Origin of the sequence: Streptomyces sp. NPDC046939 (genome assembly GCF_040644575.1) — a bacterium.
In the GTDB taxonomy this organism is placed as follows: Bacteria; Actinomycetota; Actinomycetes; order Streptomycetales; family Streptomycetaceae; genus Streptomyces.
In genome coordinates, this window is the sequence record NZ_JBEYWV010000004.1 from 246,137 (window position 1) to 261,954 (window position 15,818).

Annotated in this window: 15 protein-coding genes; 3 read left to right on the plus strand and 12 right to left on the minus strand. The window is 70.5% G+C overall.

The features are described 5' to 3' along the window. Positions 1-141 precede the first annotated feature (141 nt). Positions 142-1,290 (minus strand): tRNA 2-thiouridine(34) synthase MnmA, encoded by a 1,149-nt coding sequence (mnmA, locus tag ABZ877_RS06635; protein WP_361065386.1) that lies wholly within the window; start codon positions 1,288-1,290, stop codon positions 142-144. 100 nt (positions 1,291-1,390) lie between these two features. Here mnmA and ABZ877_RS06640 point away from each other — a divergent pair, with 100 nt between their 5' ends. After that, the gene (locus ABZ877_RS06640) at positions 1,391-2,065 is read left to right on the plus strand and encodes an N-acetylmuramoyl-L-alanine amidase (RefSeq protein WP_361065389.1); all 675 of its coding nucleotides are present in this window, start codon (positions 1,391-1,393) and stop codon (positions 2,063-2,065) included. Between the two features lie 24 nt (positions 2,066-2,089). Here ABZ877_RS06640 and ABZ877_RS06645 read toward each other — a convergent pair whose 3' ends face one another. The 3 genes from ABZ877_RS06645 to ABZ877_RS06655 form a co-directional block, all read right to left on the minus strand. After that, positions 2,090-3,259 (minus strand): cysteine desulfurase family protein, encoded by a 1,170-nt coding sequence (locus ABZ877_RS06645; protein ID WP_361065392.1) that lies wholly within the window; start codon positions 3,257-3,259, stop codon positions 2,090-2,092. Positions 3,260-3,313: 54 nt separating this feature from the next. Continuing rightward, positions 3,314-3,532 carry a DUF4190 domain-containing protein gene (locus ABZ877_RS06650; RefSeq protein WP_361065565.1) on the minus strand — a complete coding sequence of 73 codons (219 nt, stop codon included), beginning with the start codon at positions 3,530-3,532 and terminating at the stop codon, positions 3,314-3,316. Positions 3,533-3,695: 163 nt separating this feature from the next. Further along, entirely contained in the window at positions 3,696-3,854 is a 159-nt protein-coding gene (locus tag ABZ877_RS06655; RefSeq protein WP_361065395.1) for a hypothetical protein, read from the minus strand. Between the two features lie 124 nt (positions 3,855-3,978). On the opposite strand from ABZ877_RS06655, the gene ABZ877_RS06660 reads away from it, so the two are divergent. Next, positions 3,979-4,602 (plus strand): TetR/AcrR family transcriptional regulator, encoded by a 624-nt coding sequence (locus ABZ877_RS06660; RefSeq protein ID WP_361065398.1) that lies wholly within the window; start codon positions 3,979-3,981, stop codon positions 4,600-4,602. Between the two features lie 108 nt (positions 4,603-4,710). Beyond that, positions 4,711-5,562, plus strand: a complete 852-nt coding sequence (locus ABZ877_RS06665; protein WP_361065568.1) for an alpha/beta hydrolase — start codon at positions 4,711-4,713, stop codon at positions 5,560-5,562. Here ABZ877_RS06665 and ABZ877_RS06670 read toward each other — a convergent pair. The 8 genes from ABZ877_RS06670 to ABZ877_RS06705 all read right to left on the minus strand — a co-directional run bounded on the left by ABZ877_RS06670 (position 5,522) and on the right by ABZ877_RS06705 (position 15,746). Then, a complete protein-coding gene (locus tag ABZ877_RS06670) occupies positions 5,522-6,517 on the minus strand; it encodes a YafY family protein (RefSeq protein WP_361065401.1) in 996 nt (331 codons plus the stop codon). The two genes, ABZ877_RS06665 and ABZ877_RS06670, sit on opposite strands and share 41 nt — an antisense overlap. Before the next feature lie 140 nt (positions 6,518-6,657). Continuing rightward, positions 6,658-7,527: a thioesterase family protein gene (locus ABZ877_RS06675; RefSeq protein ID WP_361065404.1), complete on the minus strand. Its 870-nt coding sequence runs from the start codon at positions 7,525-7,527 to the stop codon at positions 6,658-6,660. An 81-nt stretch (positions 7,528-7,608) separates the two neighbouring features. After that, entirely contained in the window at positions 7,609-8,280 is a 672-nt protein-coding gene (locus ABZ877_RS06680; RefSeq protein ID WP_361065407.1) for a trimeric intracellular cation channel family protein, read from the minus strand. 46 nt (positions 8,281-8,326) lie between these two features. Next, positions 8,327-9,721 carry a M1 family metallopeptidase gene (locus ABZ877_RS06685; RefSeq protein WP_361065410.1) on the minus strand — a complete coding sequence of 465 codons (1,395 nt, stop codon included), beginning with the start codon at positions 9,719-9,721 and terminating at the stop codon, positions 8,327-8,329. Positions 9,722-10,084: 363 nt separating this feature from the next. Further along, positions 10,085-11,710 carry a dipeptide ABC transporter ATP-binding protein gene (locus ABZ877_RS06690; protein ID WP_361065413.1) on the minus strand — a complete coding sequence of 542 codons (1,626 nt, stop codon included), beginning with the start codon at positions 11,708-11,710 and terminating at the stop codon, positions 10,085-10,087. A 20-nt stretch (positions 11,711-11,730) separates the two neighbouring features. Next, positions 11,731-12,828, minus strand: a complete 1,098-nt coding sequence (locus ABZ877_RS06695; protein ID WP_361065416.1) for an ABC transporter ATP-binding protein — start codon at positions 12,826-12,828, stop codon at positions 11,731-11,733. Then, a complete protein-coding gene (locus ABZ877_RS06700) occupies positions 12,825-13,826 on the minus strand; it encodes an ABC transporter permease (RefSeq protein WP_361065419.1) in 1,002 nt (333 codons plus the stop codon). The genes ABZ877_RS06695 and ABZ877_RS06700 overlap by 4 nt, the downstream gene beginning before the upstream one ends. Positions 13,827-13,976: 150 nt before the next feature. Continuing rightward, the gene (locus ABZ877_RS06705) at positions 13,977-15,746 is read right to left on the minus strand and encodes an ABC transporter substrate-binding protein (RefSeq protein WP_361065422.1); all 1,770 of its coding nucleotides are present in this window, start codon (positions 15,744-15,746) and stop codon (positions 13,977-13,979) included. Positions 15,747-15,818: the final 72 nt, after the last annotated feature.

Below are 15,818 nucleotides of genomic sequence, written 5' to 3' on the forward strand. Positions count from 1 at the left end.
TGCCTCGAAGTCGCCGTGATCGGCAATGGCGTCGCCCCGCGTGAGAGCGACGCCCCCGAAGGCGTTGCCGGGGCGCGCTGCTCTCGCTCATCCACGGGGTGAAGGCGGGGGCCTCCCGGATCGGCGTGGTCGGTGCGCCGGTTATGCCACCGCCGCGGCCCGCCCCGTAGTGGCGATCGTCGCCGAGCCCACCACCCGCGTCCCGTCGTAGAGGACGATCGCCTGGCCCGGGGCCACCCCGCGTGCCGGTTCTGTGAAGGAGACGCGGAGTTCGTCGGCGACCAGTTCCGCCGTGACCTCCGTTTCGCCGCCGTGGGCGCGGAGCTGGGCCGTGTAGGTGCCCGGGCCCGTCGGGGGCGCGCCGCACCAGCGGGGCTTGATGGCCGTCAGCGAGGTGACGTCCAGGGCCTCCGCCGGGCCCACCGTCACCGTGTTGTTCACCGGGGAGATGTCCAGGACGTAGCGGGGCTTGCCGTCGGGGGCGGGGGTGCCGATGCGGAGGCCCTTGCGCTGGCCGATGGTGAAGCCGTAGGCGCCCTCGTGGGTGCCGAGCTTCTGCCCCGACTCGTCGACGATGTCGCCCTCCGCCTTGCCGATGCGGGAGGCCAGGAAGCCCTGGGTGTCGCCGTCCGCGATGAAGCAGATGTCGTGCGAGTCGGGCTTCTTCGCCACCGCGAGGCCGCGGCGCTCCGCCTCCGCCCGGATCTCCTCCTTCGTCGTCACCGTGTCGCCCAGCGGGAACATCGCGTGGGCGAGCTGGCGGTCGTCCAGGACGCCGAGGACGTAGGACTGGTCCTTCGCCATGTCGGAGGCGCGGTGGAGTTCACGGGCACCGAACGCGTTCACGATCACCTTGGCGTAGTGGCCCGTGCAGACCGCGTCGAAGCCGAGGGCGAGGGCCTTGTCCAGGAGCGCCGCGAACTTGATCTTCTCGTTGCAGCGCAGGCACGGGTTCGGGGTGCGCCCGGCCTCGTACTCCGCGATGAAGTCGTCCACCACGTCCTCGCGGAAGCGGTCGGCCAGGTCCCACACGTAGAACGGGATGCCGATGACGTCCGCCGCGCGGCGCGCGTCCCGGGAGTCCTCGATCGTGCAGCAGCCGCGCGCGCCCGTGCGGAACGATTGGGGGTTCGCCGAGAGGGCCAGGTGGACGCCGGTCACGTCGTGGCCGGCTTCCGCGGCGCGGGCCGCCGCCACTGCTGAGTCCACGCCGCCCGACATGGCGGCGAGCACGCGGAGGGGACGGTCGGCGGGGAGCGACGGGGTCGGCATCGAGGTCTGCGAAGTCATAGCACTCCTTAGGGTACGGCGCCGCGGGAACCGAATCCGCCGGATACGCGTTGTGGATCTCGTACGGGGAAGGTGGGGAGGACGGAGAGCGGGGGCGCGCATGGGGGAGTCAGGTGGTGGTGACGGCGGGCGGGCCATCAGCCGGCGGACGCTGATCGTCGGCGGGGTGGCGTCCGCGGTCGGTGTCGGACTGCTCGCCCGGAGCGATCTCGCGCACATGTGGTGGCAGGTGCCGGGCGTCGACAAGCCGCGTGAGGCCGGGGCCGTCGACTTCAAGGGCGCGGAGTGGGTCGCCGCGGCGGCCGCGAACTGGCGGCGGGCGGACCGGCCCGCCGACTACACCATCGATCGTGTGATTGTGCACGTCACGCAAGGTAGCTATCAGGGGACCTTGAAGGTGTTCAAGGATCCCTGGCACGGTGCCGCCGCTCACTACGTCGTGCGTCAGGACGGGCACATAGCCCAGATGATCCGCGAGCTGGACGTCGCCTTCCACGCGGGCAACCGCGAGTACAACGAGCGCAGTGTCGGGATCGAGCACGAGGGGTTCGTCGACCGGCCGCAGGACTTCACCGACGCCATGTACGCGGCGTCCGCCAGGCTGACCGCCGCGATATGCAGACGGTACGGGTTCCCGGCCGACCGTGAGCATGTCATCGGGCATGTCGAGGTGCCGGGCACCGATCACACCGATCCCGGGCGCCACTGGGACTGGGACAAGTACATGCGGCTCGTCAGAGCCGCCCACGCGCGCGCCGGTACCGCGAAGGCATAGCCCCGCCACGGCGTACCTCACCGCTCAGGTCAGACCCGCCGACCTCGCCCGTTCCACCGCCGGGCCGATCGCCGCCGCCACGGCCTTCACGTCCGCCTTCGTCGACGTGTGGCCGAGCGAGAAGCGCAGGGTGCCGCGGGCCAGGTCCGGGTCGGTGCCGGTGGCGAGGAGGACGTGGCTGGGCTGGGCGATGCCCGCCGTGCAGGCCGAGCCGGTCGAGCACTCGATGCCCTGGGCGTCGAGGAGCAGCAGGAGGGAGTCGCCCTCGCAGCCGGGGAAGGTGAAGTGCGCGTTGGCGGGGAGCCGGCCGCCGGGGGCCGGGTCGCCGCCGAGGATCGCCTCGGGGACGGCCGCGCGGACCGCGTCGACGAGTTCGTCGCGCAGGGCGCCGATCTCGCGGGCGAACCACGCGCGCTGCTCGGTGGCGATCCGGCCCGCCGTCGCGAAGGCGGCGATCGCCGGTACGTCGAGCGTCCCGGAGCGGACGTGGCGCTCCTGTCCCCCGCCGTGCAGGACGGGGACGGGCGTGTACTCACGGCCGAGGAGGAGCGCCCCGATGCCGTACGGGCCGCCGATCTTGTGGCCGGACACCGTCATCGCGGCGAGGCCGGACGCGGCGAAGTCGACCGGGACCTGGCCGTACGCCTGTACCGCGTCGGCGTGCAGCGGGACGTCGAACTCCCGCGCCACCTCGGCCAGTTCGTGGACCGGCTGGATCGTGCCGATCTCGTTGTTGGCCCACATGACCGTGGCGAGGGCCACGTCGGCGGGGTGGCGGGCGATCGCCTCGCGCAGCGCCTCCGGGTGCACACGGCCGTACGCGTCGACCGGCAGGTACTCGACCGTCGCGCCCTCGTGCTCGGCGAGCCAGTGCACGGCGTCGAGGACCGCGTGGTGCTCGACGGGGCTGGCGAGGACGCGGGTGCGGGCCGGGTCGGCGGCGCGCCGGGCCCAGTACAGGCCCTTGACGGCGAGGTTGTCGGCCTCGGTGCCGCCCGCGGTCAGGACGACCTCGCTGGGGCGGGCGCCGAGGGAGGCGGCGAGCGTCTCGCGGGACTCCTCGACGGTACGCCGGGCGCGGCGGCCCGCGGCGTGCAGGGACGAGGCGTTGCCGGTGACGCCGAGCTGGGCGGTCATCACCTCGACCGCCTCCGGGAGCATCGGAGTGGTCGCGGCGTGGTCGAGGTAGGCCATGGTGGGCTCGATTCTACGAGCCTCGGCGGGCACCCCGGGCCGGGGCCCGCGCCGTCAGCCCGTGATGCTCCAGGAGAGCGTGTTGTCGGCGGCGACGAAGGCGAAGAGCACGACGAGGTCGGCGACGCCGAGTCCCAGGCCGAGCAGGGCGCGGCCGCGGCGGGCGGTGCCGCGCCACAGGGCGAGGCCCGCGAGGATGATCGCGATCGGGCCGAGGAAGATGTTCAGGACGAGCAGACCGACGAGGCCGAGGACGAACGAGGCGACGGCCATGCCGTCGGTGTCGCGGCGGCCGGTGGGCCGGGCGCCCTTCACGTCGGCGCTTTTCACGTCGGCGCCCTTCGCCTCAGCCGTCCCGACGGTCTTCTGCGTCTCCTGCGTCTCCTGCGTTCGGTCAGGTGCGGTGAGCTGCATGGTGGTACCCCCTTCTCGGTGGTCAGCTCTGGTGGCGACGGCCGTGCCGCTCGCGGACCGCGAAGACGGCCAGCCATACGCCGATCACGGCGGCGGCGACCAGCGTGAAGGAGAGCGGGGCGTGGGCCACGGTGCCGAGCGCGAAGCCCAGCAGCAACAGGGCCGCTACGAGGAACAGCACGGGAAACCTCTCAGACGTGAGCGTGTAAGTGCTTCTGACGTTCTGGCTTACAACTGTTCACTGATTTCTAGAGTAACCCGCCTCGCGGTTCCCAATCACGGAGAACAGTTGTTAACTGGATGACATGAGTCACACCCTCGGCATCCGCCAGGCCCAGAAGCAGAAGACCCGGCAGGCCCTCCTCGACGCCGCGCTCGAACTGCTGGAGCAGCAGAGCCTCAGCAGCCTGGGCCTGCGGGAGGTCACCCGCGCCGTGGGGGTGGCGCCGACCGCGTTCTACCGGCACTTCGACAGCACGGCCGACCTCGGTGTCGCGCTGGTCGAGCAGGCGCTCGGCAGTCTGCACGCGGTCGTCTCCGAACTGCTCACGGCGACCTGGGACAGCGAGGAACGCATCGTCCGCACCGTCGAGTTGATCGCCGCGCACGTGCGCGCCCATCCGGCCCACGTACGGTTCATCGCGCGCGAGCGGCACGGCGGGGTGCGGCGGGTCAGCGACGCGATAGGGGCGCAGCTCGGGCAGTTCGCCGAGGAGGTGTGCGCGGCGCTCAGCCTCGACCCGGAGTCGGCGGGGTGGAGCCACGACGACCTGCTCATGCTCGCGGGGCTCTACGTCGACCACATGGTGGCGACCGCGTCCGCCTTCCTCACCACGCCGCCGGAGGACTTCGCGCGGGTGGCGGGGGTCGCGGAGCGCCAGTTGCGCCTCGTCAGCCTGGGCCGCAGACACTGGCTGGACGGGGCATGAGTCAGCCATGGGCCGGACGGGGCACGCGTCAGGCACGGACCGGATGGGACACGCGTCAGGCACTGGCCGGATGAGTCATGCGTCACTAGCCTTACGGTCATGACGTCCATGACCGCAGCCGAGGGGAACGACGGCTGGACCCTCGACCGCGCCTTCCCCGGCCCCTCCGGCGAGATCCGCTGGGACGTGCTCGGGCCGGAGGGCGCGCCGCCCGTCGTGCTCGTCCACGGCACGCCGTTCTCCTCGTACGTGTGGCGCGGACCGGCCCGCGCCCTCGCCGCCGAGCACCGCGTGTACGTGTGGGACCTCGCGGGGTACGGCACCTCCGAGATGCGGGACGGGCAGGACGTCACGCTGGAGGCCCAGGCCCGCACCCTGGCCGCGCTGGTCGGCCACTGGGGGCTGGACCGGCCCGCTGTCGTCGCGCACGACTTCGGCGGGTGCGTCGCCCTGCGCGCCCATCTGCTGCACGGCGTCGCGTACTCCCGGCTCGCGCTGGTCGACCCGGTGGCGCTCGCGCCGTGGGGCACCGACACGTACCGCCTGATCGCGGAGCACGCCGACGTCTTCCGGCGGTTGCCGGACGAACTGCACGAGGCGCTCGTGCACCGCTACGTCAGCTCCGCGAGCCACCGCGGCCTGCACCCGGACACGCACGCGCGGCTCGTCGTGCCCTGGCTGACCAAGGCCGGCAAGGACGCCTTCTACCGGCAGATCGAGCAGAACGACCAGCGGTTCACCGACGACATCCAGGGCCGGTACGGGGAAGTGGAACCGCCTGTCCTCGTCTGCTGGGGCGCCGAGGACACCTGGGTCCCCGCCGCGCGCGGGCACGAGCTGGCCGAGGCGATCCCCGGCGCCGAGCTGCGGATCGTCGAGGGCGCCGGGCACCTCGTCCAGGAGGACGCGCCCGCCGAGCTCACGGCCGCGCTTGCTCGTTTCCTGCGTACAGAGCGGTGATCGCTGCGGCGCAACGGGCCAGTTCGGCGCGGGCCTCGGGCGGTTCGAGGACCTCCACGTCCGCGGCGAACGGCGCCAGGGAGCGGACCGCGCCCAGGACCTCGTAACCGAGCCGGACCTCGATCCACTCGCCGGAGCCGTCGGCCCCGTCGGCCCCGTCGTCCTCGGGGTGCTCGGTCAGGGAGTTGCCGCACATCCGCAGGAACAGGTCGAAGCGGGAGCGGCGGACCCGGGCCGTCACCGCGATGCGGCCGGGGCGCTCCTCGACCTGGCGTTTGAGGAGCGCCCATACGTCCGCCAGTTCGACGCCCTCGCGCCTGCGGACCGGCGCGTCCGTCACCGTCGCCGCGTGTGTCCGGTCCGCGCGGAAGAGGCGCGGCACGGATTTGCGGTCGGCGACCAGGTACCAGACGCCCGCCTTGCAGACCAGGCCGTACGGGTCGACGGTGTACGTGCGGGGCGCGTCGGCGCCGCTGTGCCGGTAGCGGATGCGCAGGCGCCGGTCGGCGAAGACCGCGTCCTTCAGGGCGCTGACGTCCACCTCGCGCGGCGGCGGGCCCATCCAGCGGGACGACTCGACCAGGATGCGGCGTGAGGTCAGTTCGGCCGCCGGGCGGTGCGGTTCCGGGAGCGCGGCCATGATCTTGCGCAGGGCCGAGCCGATCGCCGCGTCCAGGCCCAGGGCCTCGTGGGTGCCGCGCGCTGCCGCGATGAACAGGGCGCGGGACTCGTCGGCCGTCAGTCCTGTCACGTCCGTGCGGTAGCCGGGGAGCAGGGTGATGCCGCCCGCTCGGCCGCGTTCCGCGTAGACCGGGACGCCCGCGGTGCTCAGCGCTTCTACGTCCCTGTAGATCGTGCGGACCGAGACTTCCAGGCGGGTTGCCAACTCGTGGGCGGGGACGCGGCCTCGGGTCTGCAACAGGAGCAGGATGGAGAGCAGGCGGTCGGATTTCACCGGGTCAGTCTGACGTCCGCCTGCGGGAAGCGTCTGCCTGGTTCGGCTGCCTGCCGGGGGCGGGTCTCGTCGTGGCTGGTCGCGCAGTTCCCCGCGCCCCTGGCAGGCACACTTCGTGTGCCCCAGGGACGGCAGCGGTTCTAGCTCAGGCGCACCCTTGCCAGCTGGCGGGACTGGGCCACCAGGCGGTCCCTGCTGTCCCAGACCTCCGCGTCCTCCTCCAGGAAGCCGCCTGCCAGGTTGCGGGTCGTGATCGAGACGCGGAGGGGGCCGGGGGCCGGGCGGGTGCGGACGTGGACCGTGAGCTCCACCGTCGGGACCCAGCCCTTCAGGCCCATTTCGAAGGCGGTCGGCGGGAGCGCGTCCACCGCGAGGAGCAGGGAGAACGGGTCCGCGTCGCGGCCGTCGGCCAGGGCGAACCAGGCCCGCATCTCGCCCTTGCCCGACGGGGCGCCGAGCGCCCAGCCGAGCGTCGCCGGGTCGAGCTTGAGGTCGAGACGCTCGGTGATCGCGGAGCTGCCGGGGACCGGCGGGGCGCCCTCGGGGGCGTCGTTCGTGCCGAAGCACTGGTCGATGGGCGGGATCGCCGGGATCTCCGCGGTGGTGCGCACGTCGTCGGGGAGCGCGTCCAGGTCGCCGTAGGAGGCGAGGACACGGATGCGCTCGACCTCGGTGCCGTCCTCGGCGTACTGGAAGAGACTGGCCTGGCCGGTGGAGAGGGTGCGGCCGGTGCGGACGACGTCGGTGCGGATGACGGCGGGGCCCGGTGCCGACGCCGTCAGGTAGTGCGCCGAGATCGTGAACGGGTCGCTGTGCGGCAGGGCGTCGGCGAGGGCGCGGCCGAGGACGGCGAGCAGGTAGCCGCCGTTGACGGCGTTGATGATCGTCCAGCCGGCGGAGAGGTCGATGTCGTAGACGCCGGGCGCGCGGCGGGTGACGGCGGTGTCGCGGTCGAACTCGCTGTCGCCGATGCGGGCCTTCGTGGAGGCCGAGGATGCTGCTTCTGCCATGCGTTGAACGTACAACAGGAAGCTACTAAGCGGTAGCTTCTCGGGATTCACCTCTGTTAAGTACGTGTCACATCTTTCGCGCTACGGCGTCTCCTCCGTCACGTCCACCGCCGCCGACCTTCGGTTCCACGCTCTCGGCGCGCGCCAGTGGAAGCGCATCGCCAGCAGGCGCAGGACGAACGCGGTGAGGACCGCGAGGGAGCTGGTGTACGCGTTCAGGGCGTCGTAGTTGATGCAGACCACGACGATCACCGCGCCGACCATCGCCGGGACCGCGTAGAGGTCGCGGTCCCAGCGGACCAGGGACGGGACCTCGTTGGCGATGATGTCGCGCAGCACTCCCCCGCCGACCGCCGTCGCGACGCCGAGTGCGGCGGACGCGGTGAGGCCGAGCCCGAAGTCGTACGCCTTCGTCGTGCCCGTGACCGCGAACAGGCCGAGGCCCGCCGCGTCGAAGACGTTCACCGCGGTCTGCGTCCGCTCGACCTCCGGGTGCAGGAAGAAGACCAGCGCCGCGGCGATCAGGGGCGTCGAGAAGTAGCCGAGATCGGTGAAGGCGGCCGGGGGCACGGCCCCGATGATCAGGTCGCGGAGCAGCCCTCCGCCCAGCGCGGTGACCTCGGCCAGGACGGCGATGCCGAAGACGTCCCAGTTCTTGCGTACGGCCATCAGGGCGCCCGAGATGGCGAACACGAAGATGCCGATGAGGTCGAGCCAGTGCTGGACGGAGGGGGTGAACAGGTTCTGGAGCACCCGATGATTCTGGCGGATCGTTACGGCGCGGGCTTACCGCACGGTTCTACAGCGCCGGCTTGCCCGGCCGGTACAGCCAGGTGTCGAAGAGGGCGTCCAGGTCCTTGCCGCCGATGCGCTCCGCGAGCTTCTTGAAGTCGGCGGTCGTCGCGTTGCCGTACCGGTTCTGCTTGACCCAGGCCGGAAGCAGCCTGAAGAACGCCTTGTCGCCGATGTACTCGCGGAGCTGCTGCAAGGTCATCGCGCCGCGCTGGTAGACGGCCGAGGCGAACATCGTGTCGCGCTGCGGGTCCGCGACGACGATGTCCCAGAACGTGGAACCGGCGGGGCGCGCGTCATAGGCGGCCCGGAACGAGTCGTGGGCCGAGCGGATGCCCTTGTGCTCCGACCACAGCCATTGCGCGTACGTCGCGAAGCCCTCGTTCAGCCAGATGTGCTTCCAGCGCTCGACCGAGACGGAGTCGCCGAACCACTGGTGGGCCAGCTCGTGCACGATCGTCGACTCCGAGCGGACCGCCGAGTAGCTGGGTTTCGTCTGGGTCTCCAGGGAGAATCCGGCCTGCGGCATGTCGTCGACGACCGCGCCCGTCTCCTCGAAGGGGTACGGGCCGAAGACCCGCGACCAGTAGTCGGTGGCCTCGGCGGTGACGGCGTACACGTCGACGGTGTTGTCGTTCGCCAGGACGGGGTCGATCGCCACGTAGATGGGGGTGCCCGCCGGGGTGCGGCCCGTCCGCACGTCGAACTTGCCGATGCTCGCCGTCGCCAGGTACGTCGCCATGGGCTTCGACTCGCGCCAGTGGTGGACCGTCTGGTTGTCCTTCGTGTCGTACGTGGCGACCAGGCGGCCGTTCGAGACGCCCGTGAGGCCCTTGGGGGCCTTGATGCGGATGTCGTACGTCGCCTTGTCCGCGGGGTGGTCGCTCGACGGGAACCAGGTGGAGGCGGCGTTCGGTTCGCAGGCGACGAAGACTCCGTCGGGGGTCTTCATCCAGCCGTAGTCCGAGCCGAAGACGATCGGGCCGTTGAGGGGTTCAGGGATGCCGTTGTAGGCGACGGTGACGTCGAAGGTCCTGTTCTTGCGTATCGCGGTGCGCGGGGTGACGACTATCTCGTCGCCGGTACGGGTGAAGTCGGCGCGTCTGCCGTCCACCTCGACTCTGGTGACCGTCAGTTTTTGCAGGTCCAGGTCGAAGGAGGAGAGGTTCTGGGTGGCGCGGGCGGTCAGTGTCGTACGGCCGTCCAGGCGGTCCGTGTCCGGGTTGTAGGCGACGTCCAAGGTGTAGTGGCGGGCGTCGTAGCCGCCGTTGCCGAGGTACGGGAAGTAGGTGTCGCCGATGCCCGGGGAGCCCGGGGTGGGGGCGGGGGCCGCGGCGATCAGGGTGAAGGAGGTGGCTGCGATGGTGAGGGCGGCCAGGCGTGCCGAACGGGAGAGGGCCATGGGCGTTCCCTTCGAACGTGTGCCGGTGTCTGTTGACAACGGGCACATTGCCGTTCGGGGGGTTGGGGTGTACATGACCCCGCTGGGCCATTTGAGGGGGTTCCGGTTCGGGGCCGCGCGCTTGTGGCGTCCGGCGCGGGGTGCCGACAGCGGGGGCCCGCTCCAACCGTTACCCGGCGCTGGGCTGCCGCCTTGCCCACCCGTGCCGCCCCAGGCGGCAGACTGCCCAAGGCGGGGCGGCTGGGGCCCGGGGTGGGTGGGGGCGAGCGGGGCGGTGGGTGCCCGAGGCGGGGTGGCTGGCGCCCGGGGCGGGATAGGCGACGGGTTGTCTGGGGGCGGGGTGTTTGCCGCGCCCCCAGGCCGTTACTTCTTGTCCGGCGTCTCCACGGCCTCCGCAGCCTTCGGCGTCCCCGAGGTTTCCGCAGCCGGTGCCTCCGGCGTCTCCGGGCCATCTGACACCGGTGCCTCCGGAGTCTCCGACGCCGGGGCGTCCGAGGCCCCAGCCTTCGGAGTCGTCGGCGTCTCCGAGTCTCCCGAAGCCAGTGCCTCCGCAGCCTTCGGCGTCCCCGAGGTTTCCGCAGCCGGTGCCTCCGGCGTCTCCGGGGCGTCCGACACCGGTGCCTCCGGAGTCTCCGACACCGGGGCATCCGACACCCCGGCCTCCGGAGTCGTCGGCTCCTTCGAGGTCTCCGCAGCCTTCGACGTTCCCGGGGCCTTCGCGGTCTCCGCGGCCTTTGACTCTCCCTGGGCCTTCGAGGGCTCCGTGGCCTTCGAAGTGTCCGGGGTCTTCGAAGGCGCAGCCTTCAGAGTGTCTTCGGCAGGCTTCGGCGGCGCCGGGTGCGTCGTCTCCTGCTCCGCCGCGGAAGCGGAATCCGCCGGGGCCGGTACCGTCACCACCTCGATCGCCTCCTTCGCCGCCGAGAGGAGCTTCGTGTCCTGCGGGGCCTGGTCGGGGGCGTTCTCCGGGTGGTGGCAGGCGACCTGGTGGCCGGTGCCGAGTTGGAGGAGCGGGGGCTCCTTCGTGGCGCAGATCTCCGTCGCCTTCCAGCAGCGCGTGTGGAAGCGGCAGCCGGCGGGCGGGTCGATGGGGGACGGGACGTCGCCGCGCAGCAGGATGCGTTCGCTCTTGGCGCCCCGGCGCTTGGGGTCCGGCACCGGCACCGCGGAGAGCAGCGCCTTGGTGTACGGGTGCATGGGGGTCGAGTACAGGTCGTCGCGGTCTGCGAGTTCCACGATCTTGCCCAGGTACATCACCGCGATGCGGTCCGAGACGTGCCGGATGACCGAGAGGTCGTGGGCGATGATCACGTAGGTGAGGCCCAGCTCCTCCTGGAGGTCGTCCAGGAGGTTGACCACCTGCGCCTGGATCGAGACGTCAAGCGCCGAGACCGGCTCGTCGGCGACGACCAGTTTCGGGCGCAACGCCAGTGCGCGCGCGATGCCGATGCGCTGGCGCTGACCGCCGGAGAACTCGTGCGGGTAGCGGTTGTAGTGCTCGGGGTTGAGACCGACGCGCTCCAACAAATCCTGCACTGCCTGGCGGACGCCGCCCTCCGGCTTGACGCCCTGGAGGCGGAAGGGCGCCCCCACGATCGTGCCGATGTTGTGGCGCGGGTTCAGCGACGAGTACGGGTCCTGGAAGATCATCTGCACGTCGCGGCGGAGCGGGCGCATGCCGCTGACGCCGAGGTGCGTGATGTCTTTCCCTTCGAACTCCACGCGTCCGGCGGTGGGTTCGAGAAGGCGCGTGATGAGGCGGCCCATCGTCGACTTGCCGCAGCCGGACTCGCCGACGACGCCGAGGGTCTCCCCCGCGCGTACGTCGAAGGTCAGTCCGTCGACCGCCTGCACGGCCGCGACCTGCCGCTTGAGCAGGCCCTTCTTGATGGGGAAGTGCTTGACCAGGCCCTCGACCTTGAGCAGCGGCTCGCCCTTGGCGGGATCCGGCGAGGTGGCCGGCGCGTCGGTCGTCTGCTGAGGGATCGTCATCTCGGGTCCTTTGGCGTCCGTCACAGGCTCGGCGCAATCTCTTCGGTCCAGATCCGCTCCCGCTGCTCGGCCGACATGTGGCAGGCCGAGTAGTGACCGGAGTCGATCTGCTGGAGTTCGGGGCGCTCGCGACGGGTGATGTTGTCCTTGGGAATGTCCGCGTACGGGCAGCGCGGGTTGAAGGCGCAGCCGGTCGGCAGGTTGATGAGGCTGGGCGGGGAGCCCTTGACCGGGGTGAGCCGGTCGGTCTGCGCGCGGTCGATGCGCGGCATCGAGCCGAGCAGGCCCCAGGTGTACGGGTGCTGGGGCGTGGAGAAGACCTGGGTCGCGGAGCCCCGCTCGACGCACCGGCCGCCGTACATGACGAGGAGTTCGTCGGCCATCTCCGCGACGACGCCGAGGTCGTGCGTGATCATGATGACGGCGGAGCCGAACTCCTTCTGCAGGTCCCGGATCAGGTCGAGGATCTGGGCCTGCACGGTCACGTCGAGTGCCGTGGTCGGCTCGTCGGCGATGAGGAGTTCGGGGTTGTTGACGAGCGCCATGGCGATCATCGCGCGCTGGCGCATGCCGCCGGAGAACTCGTGCGGGTAGGCGTCCACGCGCTTGTCGGGCTGCGGGATGCCGACGCGGTCGAGCATCTCGATGGCGCGCTTGCGGGCGACCTTCTTGTCGACGTCGTGATGGACCCGATACGCCTCCACGATCTGCTTGCCGATCGTGTAGTACGGGTGCAGCGCGGAGAGCGGGTCCTGGAAGATCATCGCCATGTCGCGGCCGCGCAGCTTGCGGACCTTGTCGGGGTCCGCGGAGAGCAGCTCGGTGCCGTCGAGCCAGATCTCGCCGCTGATCTGCGCCTTGCGGCGGCCGTACTGGCCGGCGGTGTGCAGACCGAGGATGCCGAGCGAGGTGACGGACTTGCCGGAGCCCGACTCGCCGACGATGCCGAGCGTGCGGCCCTTCTCCAGGGTGAAGGAGAGGCCGTCGACGGACTTGACCAGGCCGTCGTCGGTCGGGAAGTGCACCTTGAGGTCGCGGACCTCGAGGAAGGCCTTGGGAGCGGCCGAGGCGACGGTGGGTTCGCCGACCGCCGCCCCGGTCTTGTTCAGGTCGGTCATCCCAGCCTCACTCGCGGGTCGATGACGGCGTACAGAAGGTCCACGACGAGGTTGGCGACGGCGATCGCGAGGGCCGCGAACAGCGTCACGCCGAGGATCACGGGCAGGTCCTTGTTGCTGATGGCCTGGACCGCCGCGAGACCGAGGCCCGGCAGGTTGAAGGTGGACTCGGTGAGCACGGCGCCGCCGAGGAGGACGCCGAGGTCGAGGCCGAAGACGGTGAGGATCGGGGTCATCGCGGAGCGCAGGGCGTGCCGGGTGATGACGGTGGACTCGCCGAGGCCCTTGGAGCGGGCGGTGCGGATGTAGTCCTCGCCCAGGATCTCCAGCATGGTGGCCCGGGTGAGGCGCGCGTACATCGCCGCGTTGAGGAAGGCGAGCACGATCCACGGCAGGATCAGCGTCTCGAACCAGACCCCGATGGAGTCGTCGGTGGAGAGGCTGTCGGCGATGTGCACCCAGCCGAGGCTGTGCACGAAGATGCCCATCGCGACCATGCCGGTGAAGAAGACCGGCAGGGAGACGCCGCCGAGGGCGACGGTCATGGCGGCGCGGTCCCAGATTGTGCCCCGCTTGAGGGCGGAGAGCACACCGGTGGCGACACCGGCGATCAGCCACAGGACGCAGGCGCCGGCGGCGAGCGCCAGGGTGACCGGGAGCGCGTCCTTGAGGGTGTCCCAGACCGGTTCCTCCGTACGGAAGGAGTAGCCGAAGCAGGGGGCGGAGCAGTGGGTCACGTCGGCGCCGTTGACGTAGTCACGGCCCATCGGAATGCCCTTGACGAAGTCCCAGAACTGGACGAGCACGGGTTCGTTCAGGCCCAGCTTGATCCGGATGCCGGCGAGCTGCTCGGCTCCGGTTGCCTTGCCGGCGAAGAGGACGGCCACGTCCTGACCCGCCCATTTGGGCAGCATGAAGAAGATGGTGAACGTCGCGAGCAGCACGACGAGCACCATGATGACAACGGCGAACAGGCGCCGGATGAGATAAGCAAGCACTGTGCGCGGCCCGGCACCTGCCGGGAACCCCTTGTGGGGGTTCCCGTTCGGCGCCCGGGGCCATCACCTGCCCTTCGGACTGGCGGGTTTCGGCGGCGGAGGTCGAGGCCCGGGCAGCGGAGACGGACTCCGCTGCCCGGCAGAGGGGTGTTACTTGACGACGCCGAGGGAGACGTAGTCGTAGCGACCGTTGTAGGCGTCGGACATGTAGACGTTGGTCAGACGCGGGCCACGCCAGGTGATGTTCTTCTCGTAGATGAAGGGCATCCAGTCGGCCTGGTCGAGGATCCGGTGGTCCAGCTCCTCGTAGATCTTGCCGGCCTTCTCCGGGTCGGTCTCGGCGATCGCCTTGTCGAAGAGGGCGTCGACCTTCGGGTCCTTGATCTGGGACTCGTTGTAGTTACCGGTGTCCGACAGGAACCGGCTGTCCCACAGCGGCTGGCCGAAGCCCTGGCCGGACGGGAAGTCCGGGCCCCAGCCGCTCATCGTCATGCCGTAGCCGCGCTCCTTGACGACCTTCGGCGAACCGGTGATCGCGGAGGTCTCGGCGCCGTCCAGGGCGTCGACCTCGACCTTGATGCCGACCTTGGCGAGCTGCTCCTGGAGCGCCTCGGCGGTGTCGACCTCGCCCGGGTTGTTGTTACGGGCGGTGATCTTGGTGGAGAAGCCGGCGGGCTTGCCGCACTCCTTCAGCTCGGCCTTGGCCTTGGCGGCGTCCGGCTTGCCCTTGCGGGCGAGGACACCGTACGGGTCGTACTTCGAGTGGCCCTTGATGGAGACCGGCAGGGTGGAGTTGGCGATCTCGCCACCGGCCAGCTCGCCGCCACGGGTCTGCTGGAGGCCCGCGAAGTCGGTCGCGTAGAACACGGCCTTGCGGCAGTGGACGTTGTCGAACGGCTTGGCGGTGTGGATCAGGGCGACGTAGCGGACGAAGGAGGTCCGCATGTTGTCGACGCTGTCGCGGTGGTCCTGGACGGCGGTGACGCGGCCCGACTGGGTCATGCCGGTGCCGTTCAGGTCGACGTCGTAGTCGCCTTCCATCAGGCGCTTGTCGTTCTCCTCCAGGTTGGCGGAGATCGTCACGTCGATCTTGTCCGGAAGGGCGGCGCGGACCGGGTCCGATGCCTTCTTCCAGTTGGTGTTGCGGACCAGGACGATCTTCTTGTTGGCCTTGTACGACTGGAACTTGTACGGGCCGCTGGAGAAGGGGTGCTGGGTGTACTTGGTCGCGGTGTCCTTGTCCTGCTTCACCGGGGAGCCGGAGGGCATGGCGAGGAACTGCTCGAAGTCACCGTTGGGCTTCGGGAGCTTGAAGACGATGGTCTTCGCGTCCGGCGTCTCGATGGACTTCAGGCCCAGCTTGTCCTTGGACTTGTCCTTGTAGGGGCCCTTGTACTCGCCCTTGGGGTCCAGGGTCTGCTTCAGGTACTGCGGACCGCCGGTGATGGTGTCCGTCGCCCAGATGCGCTCGATGCCGTACTTGACGTCCTGCGCGGTGACGGGCGAGCCGTCCTCCCACGTCACGCCGTCACGCAGGGTGTACGTGTAGGTCTTGCCGCCGTCGGAGACCTTGGCGGTGGAGGTCGCGAGGTCGCCCACCAGTTCGGTGGAGGCGGCGCCCGGCTTCGGCGCGAAGGTCACGAGCTGGCGCGTGTAGAACCGCATGAAGTCCCACGACATGCCGTAGTAGGCGCGCTGCGGGTCCGCGGAGTCCAGGTCCTGCTTGCCGACCATGCGCAGCGTGCCTCCCTTCTTCGTGGAGGCGTTGGCGACCTTGTTGTACGCGGCGTCGTAGCCGGCGCCCTTCGACGAGTCCTTGGAGTCGCCGTCACCGCCACCGCACGCCGTGGTCGACACGAGCGCCGCGACGACGAGGGCGGCGCCGGCGGCGAGCCGTCGTTTCGAGGAACTTGTGGACATTTTCTCGTAACCTCCGAGATCGCGGTTCCGGGCCGGGGCCGGAGAACCAGGGAGTCGAGCCACCTGACGATG